Origin of the sequence: Streptomyces sp. E-08 (assembly GCF_049913095.1) — a bacterium.
GTDB lineage: Bacteria > Actinomycetota > Actinomycetes > Streptomycetales > Streptomycetaceae > Streptomyces.
Window position 1 is genome coordinate 1,959,741 of the sequence record NZ_CP183971.1, and the last position, 13,558, is coordinate 1,973,298.

Here is a 13,558-nt window from a genome sequence, read left to right on the forward strand (position 1 = left end):
GGGTGGGGGTCCCTTCGGGGGTGGGGGGAAGGTGCTGCCCGCCAGGGATACCGGATCCGGCCGCCGACTGTCCGAATCTCACCCCTTTGGGGGCGAGTTGGAGACCCGTTCGCATACCGTCGTACGGTCAGTTCGGGGCGCGCCGGGCGGTCGCCCTCCTCGCCAGCGGCCAGGCGAGCAGCACGAGGACGACCGTGTAGACGGTGACCGAGAACGGGGTGTTCACCAGGCCGGTCAGGGAGCCGTCGCTGATCTGGAGGGCGCGGCGCAGCTGCTGTTCGGCGGCGGGTCCGAGGATGACGCCGATGACGGCCGGCAGCACCGGAAGGCCGTAGCGCCGCATGCCGAGGCCGATCAGGCCGATGACGAGCAGCACGATCAGGTCGAGCGCCTCGCCGCCCACCGCGTACGCGCCGACGGCGGCGAAGAAGAGGATCCCGGCGTAGAGGTACGGGCGCGGGATCCGCAGCAGTCTGGCCCAGACGGGCGCGAGCGGCAGGTTGAGCGCGAGCAGCAGCACCATGCCGACGAACAGCGAGGCGATGAGGCCCCACACCAGCTCGGGTTCCCGCTCGAAGAGCAGCGGGCCGGGCTGGATGCCGTACTGCTGGAACGCGGCCAGCATCACGGCGGCGACGGCGGTCGTGGGCAGGCCCAGGGTCAGCATGGAGACGAGCGTGCCGGCGGCGGAGGCCGAGGCGGCGGACTCGGGGCCCGCGACGCCCTCGATGGCGCCCTTGCCGAACTGGTCCTTGTGCTTCGAGAGCCGCTTCTCCGTGACGTACGAGAGGAAGGTCGGGATCTCCGCGCCGCCGGCCGGGATCGCGCCGAACGGGAAGCCGATGAGGGGGCCGCGCAGCCAGGACTTCCAGGTGCGCTTCACGTCGTCCCTGCCGAGCCAGGGGCGGCCGACGGGTATGGCCTCGCCGGCCGTGCGGCGCAGGTGGGCGGCGACCCAGAGGGCCTCGCCGATGGCGAAGAGGCCGACCGCGACGATGACGACGTCGACGCCGTCGGCGAGCTGGAGCGAGCCGAAGGTGAGGCGCTGCTGCCCGGTCATCTGGTCGAGGCCGACCAGGCCGATGGTGAGGCCGATGAGCAGCGAGGCGAGGCCGCGGATGCGGGAGGAGCCGAGGACGGAGGTCACCGCGATGAAGGCGAGGACCATCAGGGCGAGGTAGTCGGGGGCGCCGATGTCGACGGCGAGCGCGGCGACGGTCGGGGCGAGGACGACGAGCAGGATCGTGCCGATCATGCCGCCGGCGAAGTGGCCGATGGCGGCGGCCGCGAGGGCCTGTGCGCCGCGCCCGCCCTTGGCCATCGGGTTGCCCTCGATCGCGGCGACGACGGCCGCGCTCTCTCCCGGGGTGTTGAGGAGGATGGAGGTGGTGGAGCCGCCGAACATGGCGCCGTAGTAGATGCCGGCGAACATGATGAACGCGCCGGTCGGTTCGAGCCCGTAGGTGACCGGGAGCAGCAGGGCGACGGCCATGGCGGGGCCGATGCCGGGCAGGACGCCGATGGCGGTGCCGAGGAGCACGCCGATGGCGGCCCACAGCAGGTTCATCGGGGTGAGGGCGGTCCCGAAGCCGTCGATGAGGGAGGTCAGGGAATCCATGGGTCAGATCACTCCCATCAGCGGGCCGCCGGGCAGCGGGACGCCGAGCAGCTTGTCGAAGACGACGTAGGTGAGGAGCGAGAGGGCGGCCGCGATCAGCGGGTCCCGGTGGAGGTGCCTGCTGCCGAGGGCGTAGGCCGCGCCCCAGAAGAGGAGGGCGCCGGCGACGGGGAAGCCGAGGGGGCCGATGAGGACGGCGAAGGCGAGGAACACGCCGGCGAGGAGCAGGACGGTGCGCCAGTCGGCGGGTTCGGTCAGGTCGACGTCCTCGCCGCCCTCGGCCTCGCCGCGGCCGCCGCGCAGCACGTCGGCGGTGAGCAGGACGGCGACGACGAGGAGGCCGCAGCCGACGACGACGGGCACGGTCGCGGGGCCGACGGGGCCGCGCCCGGCGATGTCGGCGTCGAGGGTGAGGGCGTCGGTGAGGACGAGGACGCCGAGCAGGAACAGGAGGGCGCCGACGCCGAGTTCGGAGCGTCCCCGCAGCCGGGCCTTCAGGGTGGATCCGGTCGCCGGGCGGTTCTTGGTGGTCGTGGTCACAGTCCGAGCTCCTTGAGGACGGAGCCGACCCGCCGGTCCTGCTCGGTGAGGAAGGTGCCGAACTCCTCGCCGGGCAGGAAGGCGTCGTTCCAGCCGTGGGTCTTCAGCGACTCGCGCCACTGCGGGGAGTCGTGCAGTTCGGTCACGAGGGCGACGAGCCTGTCGCGCTCGGCGTCGGAGAGGCCGGGCGGGGCGACGATGCCGCGCCAGTTGGTGAACTCGGTGTCGAGTCCCGCCTCGCGGAGCGTGGGGGCGTCCAGGCCGGGGACCCGCTCGGGGCCGGTGACGGCGAGGAGGCGCAGCTCGCCCGCCTTGATCTGGTCGAGGTACTCGCCGACGCCGGAGACGCCGAAGCCGACCTTGTTCCCGAGGATGGAGGCGAGGAGTTCGCCGCCGCCGTCGAAGGGCACGTAGTTGACGTCCTTCGGCGCGATCCCGGCGGCCTGCGCCATCAGCATGGGGGCGAGGTGGTCGGGGCCGCCGGGTGAGGAGCCGCCGCCGACGGGCAGCTTGCCGGGGTCCTTCTTCCAGGCCGCGAGCAGGTCCTGGATCGTCTTGTACGGGGCGTCCTTGCCGACCACGACGATGTCCTGCTCCTCGGTGAGCCGGGCGATCGGGGTGGTGTCGGCGAGGGTCCTGGGCGTCTTGTTGGTGTGGACGGCGCCGACGACACCGAGGCCCATGGACATGGCGAGGCGGCCGTCGCCGCGCTCGCCGACGAGCCGGGTGAGGCCGACGGTGCCGCCCGCGCCGGGCAGGTTGAAGACCTCGACGTCGCCGGTGAGACCGGCTTCCTCGGCGTTCTTCGCCGCGGTGCGGGCGGTGATGTCGTAGCCGCCGCCGGGGGTGTTGGGGACCATGAAGCGCAGGCCGGGTATCGCGGTGCCCGTTTCGGAGCCGGTGCCCGGGCTGAGCAGCGGCGGACCCACGAGCACCAGGAGAGCCGCCCCGAGGAGGGCGAAGGGGGTGCGCAACCGCACGTGTGCCGCCTCTCAGGTAGAAGGGAAAGGGGGGTGTGAGGTGGCCCACATGTTGCCCGCGCGTTAAGAAGCTGTCTCTCTTCCGCAATCAACGGACGTTGTGGTCGTTGTGGTCGGGACCTAGCGTGGGTCGGCGTGACGAAGGTGCTGGTCGTGGACGACGACTTCATGGTCGCCAAGCTGCACTGCCGCTACGTGTCGGCGGTGCCGGGCTTCACCGTGTCCGGGGTCGCCCACAGCGGCGCCGAGGCGCTCCGCGCGGCCGATCGGCTCCGCCCCGACCTGGTGCTCCTCGACGTCTTCCTGCCCGACATGGACGGGGTCCGGGTGCTGCGGGAGCTGCGCGCGGCGGGTCTGGGCATGGACGCGCTGTTCATCACCGCCGCCCGGGACGTCGGCACGATCCGCTCGGCCCTGCGCGCGGGGGCCCTGCACTATCTGATCAAGCCGTTCACGCAGGCCGCCCTGCACGAGCAGCTGCGGCACGTCGCCTCCCTCCGGAGCCGCCTCGCCGAACTCGACGAGGCCCGCCAGGAGGACGTCGACCAGATCTTCGGCGCGCGTCCCCGCGGCTCCCGCGAACTCCCGAAGGGCCTCGCCCCGCACACGGCGGACCTGGTCGACTCCGTCCTCCGCGCCCACCCGGAGGGCCTGTCGGCCACGGAGTGCGCGGAGGCCGGCTCCCTGTCCCGCGTGAGCGCCCGCCGCTACCTGGAGTACTTCGCGGAGACGGGCCGGGCGGAGGTCACCCTCCGCTACGGCGGCACGGGCCGCCCGGAACGGCGCTACCGGCGGCTGGGCTAGCGGTTCCTGAGCCGCCTCTTACCTGCACCTTAACGCCGCCCTAAAGGCCGCGATCCGTGCTTCTTCCGGGGCTAGTTTGCTCGGCAACCCCCACCACACCCTCGTGAAGGAGTTGTCCCCCCATGACCTCTCGCCGTACGGCAACGGCCGCCGTCACCAGCGCTCTGGTCCTTTCCGGTCTCGCCGTCGCGCCCGGTGCGTTCGCGCACGGGTCCATGACCGATCCCGTGAGCCGGGTCGCGGCCTGTTACGCGGAGGGGCCCGAGGCGCCGAAGTCGGCGGCGTGCAAGGCGGCCGTGGCGGCGAGCGGGACGCAGGCGTTCTACGACTGGAACGCGGTGAACATCGCCAACGCGGCCGGGCAGCACCGGCAGCTGATCCCGGACGGCAGGCTGTGCAGCGCGGGCAACGACAAGTACCGGGGGCTCGACCTCGCGCGGGCCGACTGGCCGGCGAGCAGCATGGCGTCCGGGGCCCACACCTTCCGTTACAAGGGGACCGCTCCGCACAAGGGCTCGTTCGCGCTGTACGTGACGAAGGACGGGTACGACCCGTCGAAGCCGCTGAAGTGGTCGGACCTGGAGGCCCAGCCGTTCGTGACGGTGACCGACCCGGGGATGCAGAACGGCGACTACGTGTTCCAGGGGGTCGTGCCGAAGAAGTCCGGCCGCCACCTCATCTACTCGATCTGGCAGCGCTCCGACTCCCCCGAGGCGTTCTACACCTGCTCCGACGTGGTGTTCGGGAAGGACAACGGCGGTACGGCCCCGGCGACGACCGCGCCCGCCCCGAGCGCCACCGCGTCGAGCGCGCCCGCGACGGCCGCCCCCGCTCCGACCGCCTCCGCGCCCACCGAGGAGCAGATCGAGGCGGGCGCGGACAGGTCCACGGTCCAGCACGGCGGGCACGGAGGGCACGGGGCGGCGCCCGGTACCTCCGCGTCCGGTGCGCCGGCGCCGAACGCGCCCGCCCCCGCCGCCGGTTCGGGTTCCGGTGTGGAGCTGGCGGAGACGGGTGGCGACGCCGCCACCCCGTACGTCGCGGTGGGTGGCGCCGCCGGGCTCGCGCTGGGTGCGGCGCTGCTCTTCTCGACGGCCCGGCGGCGCCGGACCCGCGGCTAGCCGACCACCGAGAGACAGGTCGTCGGGGTCGCGTGGGCCGGGTCGAGGGCGTTGGCCACCTCGTGGAAGGTGACCCGGTCCACCGTGCCGATCGCCACGTGCTCGGAGAGGTCGAGCGCGCACTTGTCCTGGATCAGGACGTTGGTGACGTTCGGGCCGCTGAGGAACTGGGAGCGGTACGGGGTGACGACCTCGTCGTACTGGCTCGCGATGACGTGGTACCGGACGCCCGGCACGGTGTCGCCGCCCTCGTTGAGCTTGGTGATGAAGGCCGATCCCGCGATCTGGTCGGCGAGGCCCGGGGTCGTGGAGCTGATGAGGTCCTCGGCTCCGGGGAAGTACGGCAGGAGCTTGGTGAGGCCGAGCAGGGTGGTGCCGTGGTTGTCGGGGGCGATGCCGACGAGCGTGTTCACCTTCTCGGCCCCACCGAGGAACTTGAGGTACCAGCGGGGCATCATGCCGCCCTGCGAGTGTCCGACGAGGTCGGCCTCGGGGGCTCCGGTGGCGGCGAGGACCCGGTCGACGTAGGTGTCGAGCTGTCCGGCGGACGCGGCGATGGGACCGAGCCCGTTGAAGAGGGGCACGCCCGGCAGCTGGCCGTAGTCGAGCGAGAAGACGCAGTAGCCCCGGTTGACCAGATAGGGGGCGAGTGCCAGCCAGTTGTCGACGGAGTTCCCGAAGGTGCCGTGGACGAGGACGACGGGGCGCGGGTGCGCGGCGGACGGCTTGCAGGAGAAGTCGTTCCAGCCGCGGCTGGGGGCGGTGGCGGCCTGGGCGGCGGCGGTGGGGGCGAGGGTGGCGGCGGCGGTCAGGAGCAGGACGGACAGCGCTCTGACAGCGCTTTTCCAGGACTTCCGGGGCAGCATCGGGCGATCTCCTTGCGGCTCAAGGGGAAGGTGGGGGTGCTGTGCCCTGCGGTCCGGACCACAAGTGGGGATGCTCTCCAGCCAAATTACGCACGGGTAGCCTCGGCTGGGAAGTTACGCGTCGGTAAAAAGTGAGGTGTCGTCACGGGGGCGTGATCAGGCCGCCAGTGAGCCCGGCAGGATGGCCCGCGGGCCGAACTTCGCCCGTGCCCGGTCGGCCACCGCCTCGATCCGCCGGGTCTTCTCGTCCACCGGGTCCAGGGACAGCTGGTGCGCGGCCCCCTCGGCGTCGCGCAGGCCCTCGGCGCGCAGCGCGATGCCGCGCACCCGGGCCCGCTGGAGCCCGAAGGAGTCGTGGACGGCGTACGCGAGGGCGGTGAGCGCCGCCGAGTGGGCGGTCGGTTCGGGCAGGGCGCGGCTCCGGGTGGTGGTGCTGCGGTCGGCGTACCGCACGGTGACCGCGAGCCCCCGGCAGACCTGGGCCTCGGTCCGCAGCCGGGCGCCCAGTTCTCCGGCGAGCGAGAGGAGGGCCCTGCGCTGCTCGGTCCGGTCGGTCTCGTCGTGCGGGAAGGCGCGCTCGGCGGCGATCGACCGGGAGGCCGCGTTCGGGACGACGGGGGTGCGGTCGATGCCCCGCGCCCTTTCCCACAGCTCGCGGCCGGCCTTCGCGCCGACGAGCCGCTGGAGCACGGCGAGCGGCGCGTCGGCGACGCGGCCTGCGGAGTCGAGTCCGTAGCCGCAGAGGGTACGGGCGGTGGCGCGACCGACGCCGTCGAGGTCGACGACCGGCCGGTCGCGCAGGAAGGCCGCCGGGTCCTCGACGACCAGGGTGGCGCCGGGCCGGGCCTCGCGGGCCGCGAGGCGGGCCAGCATCGGGTTGGGCCCGGCGCCGATGACGCAGTCGACGCCGTACAGGGCGAGCGCGCGGACCCGGACGACCGAGGCGAGTTCGGCGGGGCCGCGGCCGAAGTAGCGCAGCGCGCCGCGCACGTCGGCGAGTGCCTCGCGGGGCGGGGCCGCCTCGACGACGGGGGTGAACTCGCCGAGCAGGTCGACCAGTCGGGGCAGTGCGGCTTCGTCCGCCGGTTCCAGGCGGAACCGTACGCAGAGGATCATCCGGCGCTCCCGGGGCTGCTGTGCCACAGCTTCCGCGACGGTGTCGCGGCGCCTTCCCCGGCCGGCCGGAGGTCGGCCCAGGGGTTCATCTCGTATCCGGTGGACATCGTGATCCGCCGGCCGTTGTCGGCGTGCTCTCCGGCGGGCGCCGTCTCGGCGAGCCGCTCCCCCACCGCGTCCAGGCCGCCGGAGGCCCGCAGTTCGACGAGTTCGGCGAGGTTCCAGGCGGCGGAGCCGACGACGCTGAGGCTGCGGGGGCCGCGCCGCTGCACCACGCCCCGGACGAGGAGCAGCCAGGAGTGGAAGACGGTGTGGGCGCAGCGTTCGTGGGCGTCGTCGAAGAAGGCGAGGTCGACCAGGCCGGTGCCGTCGTCAAGGGTGCTGAAGATGACGCGTTTCCCGGAGCGGATGGGCGGGGTCTGGGTGGCGGCCTTGGCTCCCGCGACGAGGACGGTCTGTCCGTGGGCGGCGGAGCGCAGCCGCTGGGCGGAGACGACGCCGAGTTCGCGGAGGAAGGCGTGGTGGTCGCTCATGAGGTGGCGGGAGGCGTCCATGCCGAGGATGCCGAGCTCGGCGCTGAGGCGTTCGGTGTCGTCGAGGTCGGGCAGGCCGACGGGGGCGGTCTTCCCGCCCTGGGCGAGCGGCAGCTGGCCTCCGTGGGAGGCGGCTCCCCGGTGGACGCGGCGGAGTTCGGTGAGGTGGAGCAGCAGGTCGCGGCGGTTGGCGCCGAAGGCGTCGAGGGCGCCGACCTGGGCGAGCCGTTCGGCGACGGGGGTGCGCGGGCGGGCCCGCTCCCAGAAGTCGAGGAGGGAGGCGTAGGGCTGTCCGTCCTCGATGCGGGCGCTCTCGGTCTCGCCGATGCCGTGGACGTCGGCGAGGCCGAGCCGGAGGCCCCACACCGGGGGCTTGTCGGACACCAGTTCGATACGGTGGGCGACCGCCGAGCGGTTCACGTCGAGCGGCAGCACCGGCACCCCGCGCCGCCGGGCGTCCGCGAGCAGCAGCCGCTTGGGGTACATGCCGGGGTCGTGGGTGAGCAGGCCCGCGTAGAAGGCGGCCGGGTGGTGCGCCTTGAGCCAGGCCGACTGGTACGTCGGCACGGCGAAGGCCACCGCGTGCGCCTTGCAGAAGCCGTACGAGCCGAAGGCCTCGACGATCTCCCAGGTACGGGCGACGACCTCGTCGGCGTACCCCCGGGCCGAGGCCCGCGCGGCGAACCAGAGCCTGATCCGGCCCTGCGACCCGGGGTCGGAGAGCCCACGCCTGACCTGGTCGGCCTCGGCCCGGTCGCAGCCGGTCATGATCCGTACGATCTCGATGATCTGCTCGTGGAAGACGACCACGCCGTACGTCTCCTTCAGGGTCCCCTCCAGGTCGGGGTGCGGGTAGCGGACGGGGGCGCGGCCGTGCCGGGCCTCGATGAAGGGGCGGACCATGTCGGCGGCGACCGGGCCCGGCCGGAAGAGCGAGATGTCGACGACGAGGTCGTGGAAGGTCGCGGGCTGGAGCCGGCCGACCAGGTCGCGCTGGCCGGGGGACTCGATCTGGAAGCAGCCGAGGGTCTCGGTGGAGCGGATCAGCCGGTACGTCTCGGGGTCGCCCTCCGGGACCGCGTCGATGTCGGGCCGGGTGCCGGTGGCGCGCTCGACCTCGGTGACGGCGTGGGCCATGGCGGACTGCATGCGCACGCCGAGGACGTCGAGCTTGAGCAGCCCGAGGTCCTCCACGTCCTCCTTGTCGAACTGGGACATGGGGAACCCCTCGCCGCTGGTGGGGACCACGGGGGTACGGGTGAGCAGCGAGGCGTCCGAGAGGAGCACCCCGCAGGGGTGCATGGCGATTCCGCGCGGCAGCGCGTCGAGCGCCTCGACCAGCTCCCAGAGGCGGCCGAACTTCTCGCGTTCGCCCGCGAGTTCGCGCAGTTCGGGAAGTTCGTCGAGGGCGGCGAGGGCGTCCCTGGCGCGGATGTGCGGGAAGGCCTTGGCGATCCGGTCGGTCTCGGCCGGGTCCAGGGAGAGGGCGGCGCCCACGTCCCGTACCGCGTGGCGGACCCGGTAGGTCTCGGGCATGGAGACGGTGGCGACCCGTTCGGTGCCGAAGCGGTCGATGATCGCCCGGTAGACCTCCAGGCGGCGGGCGGACTCCACGTCGATGTCGATGTCGGGCAGGGCGGTGCGGCGTGTGGAGAGGAATCGTTCCATCAGCAGGCCGTGCTCGACCGGGTCGGCGTGGGCGATGCCGAGGAGGTGGTTCACGAGGGAGCCGGCGCCGGAGCCCCGGGCGGCGACCCGGATCCCCATGGACCGGACGTCGTCGACGACCTGGGCGACCGTCAGGAAGTAGGTGGCGAAACCGTGGTGGGCGATGACGTCCAGCTCGCGGTGCATCCGGTCCCAGTAGGCGCGCCGCTTCTCGTACCCCTTCAGGACCATGCCGGCGGCGGCCCGGGACGCGAGGACGCGCTGGGCGGTGCGGTGCTCCGCGCCGACGAGGTACGGCTCCGGGAAGTGCGCGGAGCCGATGCCGAGGTCGTCCTCGGGATCGACCAGGCACCCGGCGGCGACCTCCGCCGTCCGGTCGAGCAGCCGGTGGGCGGCGTCCCTGCGGAAGCCGGCCGCCTCGACGGTCCGCTCGGCGGCGGCGAACATGCCGTCGGGCCCTTCGGCGCCCTTGAGCCAGGCCTCTCCGCTGTCGAGCTCCTTGCGGGGGTCGACGGGGACGAGGCGGCGGGCGGAGTCGAGGACGTCGGCGACGGGGCCCTGGCCGGGGTCGGCGTAGCGGACGGCGTTGCCGAGGACGGGCCGGACGCCCTGCTCGGCGGCGAAGCCGAGGGTGCGGGCGGCGAGCCGCAGGGAGCCGGGGCCGGTGCCGGTGCGCCCGTGGTGGACGGCCTCCAGGCACAGCGCGTCGCCGTACCGCTCGCGCCAGGGGGCGAGCAGCCGGGCGGCCCGGTCGGGGCGGCCGGCGGCGAGGGCGCGGCCGACGTCGGAGGCGGGGCCGAGCAGGACGTACACGCCGTCGCCGGCCAGGGCGGCCCCGGGCAGCAGGGGGCGCTCCGCTCCCTGGGCATGGGCGGCGGTGACCATCGCGCAGAGGGCGGCCCAGCCGGTGCGGGAGCGGGCGAGGAAGAGGGCCCGGGGCGCGGACTCGTCGACGAAGGCCCCGCCCCGGACGGGCACCCGGCGGGCGGATCCCCGGTCGGCGGGGTCGCGGGCCTCGGGTCCGGGGGCGTCGGGGGCCTCGTACGCGAGGTCCACGCCGAACAGCGGGCGGACCCCCTCCTTCTCGCAGGCCTTGGCGAAGCGGACGGTGCCGGAGAGGGTGTCCCGGTCGGTCAGGGCGAGGGCGTCCATGCCCCGCTCGGCGGCGCGGGCGGCGAGGCGCTCGGGGTGGGAGGCGCCGTAGCGCAGGGAGTAGCCCGAGGCGGTGTGCAGATGCGTGAAACCTGGCATGGCCGGCGCACCTCCCGCACTTCCGCATCGAATTCGTACATACGTTCCCACCCCCTCGCTCCCCACCTTAACCCACTTTCGAACATCCGTGCGATAACTCGTTCAGACCCATCCCACCTGCGGAAACACGCCCCGCCCCGGAGCCTGGGGGGCATGAGCTTCGTCGACGAACTGAAAAGCGCCGTCACCCCCCGAGCCTTCCTGCTGGTCGCCGGCGTCTTCGCCCTCCAGCTCCTGTTCATCACCTCGTACGTCGGAGCCCTGCACGATCCCAAGCCCACGGACGTCCCCTTCGGTGCGGTCGCCCCTCAGCAGCAGATCGCCACCGCCCTGTCGGACCGGCTGGAGGAGCTGCCCGGCGACCCCCTCGACCCGCGCGTGGTCGCGGACGAGGCCGAGGCGCGCGACCAGATCATGGACCGGGAGATCGACGGGGCCCTGATCGTCGACCCCCGGGGCCGCACCGACACCCTGCTCGTCGCCTCCGGCGGCGGCAAAGTGCTCTCCGCGACCCTGGAGGCGATGATCACGAAGGTGGAGGCGGCCAACCAGCGGCTCGTGCGGACCGTCGACGTGGCCCCGTCCTCCTCCCAGGACTTCAACGGACTGTCCGCCTTCTACCTGGTCATCGGCTGGTGCGTCGGCGGCTACATCTGCGCCGCGATCCTGGCGATCAGCGCGGGCTCCCGCCCCGCGAACCGGGAGCGCGCGATCATCCGCCTCGGGGTCCTGGCGCTCTACGCGGTCCTCGGCGGTCTCGGCGGCGCGGTCATCGTCGGACCGATCCTCGGCGCCCTGCCCGGCAGCGTCGCGGCCCTGTGGGGCCTGGGCACCCTGGTGATCTTCTCCGTCGGCGCCGTGACCCTCGCCCTCCAGTCCGTCTTCGGGATCGTCGGCATCGGCCTGGCGATCCTGCTCATCGTGATCGCCGGCAACCCCAGCGCGGGCGGCGCCTTCCCGCTCCCGATGCTGCCACCGTTCTGGCGGGCGATCGGCCCGTACCTGCCACCGGGCGCGGGCACCTGGGCGGCGCGCTCGATCGCGTACTTCAAGGGCAACGACATGACCGTCTCGATGGTGGTCCTCTCGGCCTGGGCGGTCGTCGGCGCCACCGTCACCCTGGTGATGTCCTCGCTGAAGCGGAAGCCGGAAGCGGAGCCGATCGCCTCGGAGGTGGGCGAGCCCCAGGCGTAGAGGAAGGGGAGAAGGCCCCCGCCGGCGGCGGGGGCCTTCTCCGTGCCGGGGCGGCCCCGGCAGGTGCGCGGGCCGGGGATCAGAAGACGCTGACCCCGTAGGCGCTCAGCGCCTCCGTCACGGGCTGGAAGAAGGTCGTCCCGCCCGAGGAGCAGTTGCCGCTGCCGCCCGAGGTGAGGCCGATCGCCCGGCTGCCCGAGTAGAGCGGGCCGCCGGAGTCTCCGGGCTCGGCGCAGACGTTGGTCTGGATCATGCCGTAGACGATGTCGCCGCCGCCGTAGTTCACGGTGGCGTTCAGGCCGGTCACCGTGCCGCTGTGGATGCCGGTGGTGGAGCCGCGGCGGGTGACGGACATGCCGACGGTGGCGTTGGCGGCACTGGTGATGTCGACGCTGCCGACCGTGCCGGACTTGGTCACCGAGGTGTTGGTGTAGCGGACGATGCCGTAGTCGTTGGTCGGGAAGCTCGACCCGGCGGTGGTACCGAGCACGGTGCTGTGCGAGGAGTTGGACCACCAGGTGCCCGCGCCGTCCGTGCAGTGGCCGGCGGTGAGGAAGTAGTAGTTCCCCGCGCCGTCCTTGACGTTGAAGCCGAGCGAGCAGCGCCAGCTGCTCGCGTAGATGGCGTCGCCGCCGGAGATCAGCTTGTTGAACGTGCCGGGGGTGCGCTCGATGCGCAGCGCACCGGCGTTGCCCCCCGCCCGGTGCTTGATCTTCGCGATCTCGGCCTGGGAGACGGTGGAGTCCGCGGTGACGACGACCTGTCCGGTGGCGGTGTCGACGCGCCAGGCGGTGCCGGCGACGTCGGCGGCGAGGACGGCGTCGCCCGCGGCGGAGAGCTGGGTGGCGCTGAACGTCTGCGTGGAGTCGGCGCTGGCGGTGGGGACGCCGAGCGTCGCGGCGGCGGCGACGAGACCGGCCGTGAGGGCGAGCAGCCGGAACTTCTTCGTGGGGGTGGTCACTTCTTGTCCTCCTGCGGGGGGATCAGTGGGTGTCCGTGCGGGATCAGAAGAGGCTGACCTTGTACTTGGCGAGGGCTTCCGGCACCGGCTGGAAGAAGGTGGTGCCGCCGGTGGAGCAGTTGCCGCTGCCGCCGGAGGTGAGGCCGAGCGCCTTGGTGCCGTCGTACATCGCGCCGCCCGAATCTCCGGGCTCGGCACAGACGTTGGTCTGGATGAGGCCCTTCACCGTGCCGCCGCCGGAGTAGTGGACGGTGGCGTCGAGGCCGGTGACGGTGCCGCTGCGGGTGCCGGTGGTGGAGCCCGAGCGCTTGACGGACTCGCCGACGTAGGCGTCGGCGGCGGTGAAGCCGCCGGTGTGGGCGAGTGAGGTGTTGTCGTAGCGGACGAGGGCGTAGTCGTTGCCCGGGAAGCTGGAGCCGACGGTGGCGCCGATCAGGGTCGACTGCGCCGAGCTGGTGTACCAGGTGCTGACGGCGTTGCCGCAGTGGCCGGCGGTCAGGAAGTAGTACGTGGAGCCGCTGCGGACGTTGAAGCCGAGCGAACAGCGGTAGCCGCCGCCGTAGATGGCGTCCCCGGCGCCGAGCAGGGGCTTGAAGACCCCGGGGGTGCGCTGGACGAGGAGGGCGCCGGCGTCGGCTCCGGCCGCTCCCCGGATCTTCGCGAGTCCCGCCTCGGTGACGGTGGAGTCGGCCGTGACGACGATCCGGCCGGAGGCTCTGTCGACGTACCAGGCGGTGCCGCCGACCCCGGCGGCGTCGACGGCGGCTTCGGCGCGGGCGAGCCGGGCGGCTCCGGCGGGGCCGGGGGCGGCCTGCGCGCCGGGGACACCGAGGGTGGTGGCGGCCGCGAGTCCGGCGGCGACGGCGAGCATTCGGGTGCGCTTGATCCTCACTGTGCTCCTCACAT

The 13,558-nt window shown here is 73.1% G+C and carries 11 protein-coding genes; 3 read left to right on the forward strand and 8 right to left on the reverse strand.

Features of this window, described 5'->3' with window-relative positions; genetic code table 11:
* Positions 1–127 precede the first annotated feature (127 nt).
* The 3 genes from ACN9MM_RS08980 to ACN9MM_RS08990 are packed head-to-tail and all read right to left on the reverse strand — an operon-like array spanning position 128 to position 3,138.
* Positions 128–1,618, reverse strand: a complete 1,491-nt coding sequence (locus ACN9MM_RS08980; protein WP_426363126.1) for a tripartite tricarboxylate transporter permease — start codon at positions 1,616–1,618, stop codon at positions 128–130.
* A 3-nt stretch (positions 1,619–1,621) separates the two neighbouring features.
* Complete coding sequence (locus tag ACN9MM_RS08985) at positions 1,622–2,158, reverse strand: tripartite tricarboxylate transporter TctB family protein (RefSeq protein WP_426363127.1); 537 nt, start codon at positions 2,156–2,158, stop codon at positions 1,622–1,624.
* On the reverse strand, positions 2,155–3,138 hold the full coding sequence (locus tag ACN9MM_RS08990) for a Bug family tripartite tricarboxylate transporter substrate binding protein (RefSeq protein WP_426363128.1): 984 nt from the start codon (positions 3,136–3,138) through the stop codon (positions 2,155–2,157). Before ACN9MM_RS08990 ends, ACN9MM_RS08985 begins: the two co-directional genes overlap by 4 nt.
* Positions 3,139–3,273: 135 nt before the next feature.
* Between ACN9MM_RS08990 and ACN9MM_RS08995 the strand changes: the two genes are divergently transcribed.
* Positions 3,274–3,942 carry a response regulator gene (locus ACN9MM_RS08995; protein WP_426363129.1) on the forward strand — a complete coding sequence of 223 codons (669 nt, stop codon included), beginning with the start codon at positions 3,274–3,276 and terminating at the stop codon, positions 3,940–3,942.
* Positions 3,943–4,064: 122 nt separating this feature from the next.
* Positions 4,065–5,063 (forward strand): lytic polysaccharide monooxygenase auxiliary activity family 9 protein, encoded by a 999-nt coding sequence (locus tag ACN9MM_RS09000; RefSeq protein WP_426363130.1) that lies wholly within the window; start codon positions 4,065–4,067, stop codon positions 5,061–5,063.
* Here the strand turns inward: ACN9MM_RS09000 and ACN9MM_RS09005 are convergent.
* The 3 genes from ACN9MM_RS09005 to ACN9MM_RS09015 form a co-directional block, all read right to left on the reverse strand.
* Complete coding sequence (locus ACN9MM_RS09005; protein ID WP_426363131.1) at positions 5,060–5,929, reverse strand: esterase/lipase family protein; 870 nt, start codon at positions 5,927–5,929, stop codon at positions 5,060–5,062. The two genes, ACN9MM_RS09000 and ACN9MM_RS09005, sit on opposite strands and share 4 nt — an antisense overlap.
* 156 nt (positions 5,930–6,085) lie before the next feature.
* Entirely contained in the window at positions 6,086–7,045 is a 960-nt protein-coding gene (locus ACN9MM_RS09010) for a DNA polymerase Y family protein (RefSeq protein ID WP_426368701.1), read from the reverse strand.
* Positions 7,042–10,497: a DNA polymerase III subunit alpha gene (locus ACN9MM_RS09015; protein ID WP_426363132.1), complete on the reverse strand. Its 3,456-nt coding sequence runs from the start codon at positions 10,495–10,497 to the stop codon at positions 7,042–7,044. The genes ACN9MM_RS09010 and ACN9MM_RS09015 overlap by 4 nt, the downstream gene beginning before the upstream one ends.
* A gap of 153 nt (positions 10,498–10,650) precedes the next feature.
* Between ACN9MM_RS09015 and ACN9MM_RS09020 the strand changes: the two genes are divergently transcribed.
* Entirely contained in the window at positions 10,651–11,691 is a 1,041-nt protein-coding gene (locus ACN9MM_RS09020) for a DUF3533 domain-containing protein (RefSeq protein WP_426363133.1), read from the forward strand.
* Between the two features lie 79 nt (positions 11,692–11,770).
* Here the strand turns inward: ACN9MM_RS09020 and ACN9MM_RS09025 are convergent, their stop codons facing one another.
* Together ACN9MM_RS09025 and ACN9MM_RS09030 are read right to left on the reverse strand one after the other, a co-directional pair.
* Positions 11,771–12,652: a S1 family peptidase gene (locus ACN9MM_RS09025; protein ID WP_426363134.1), complete on the reverse strand. Its 882-nt coding sequence runs from the start codon at positions 12,650–12,652 to the stop codon at positions 11,771–11,773.
* A 43-nt stretch (positions 12,653–12,695) separates the two neighbouring features.
* Entirely contained in the window at positions 12,696–13,523 is an 828-nt protein-coding gene (locus ACN9MM_RS09030; RefSeq protein ID WP_426368702.1) for a S1 family peptidase, read from the reverse strand.
* Positions 13,524–13,558: the final 35 nt, after the last annotated feature.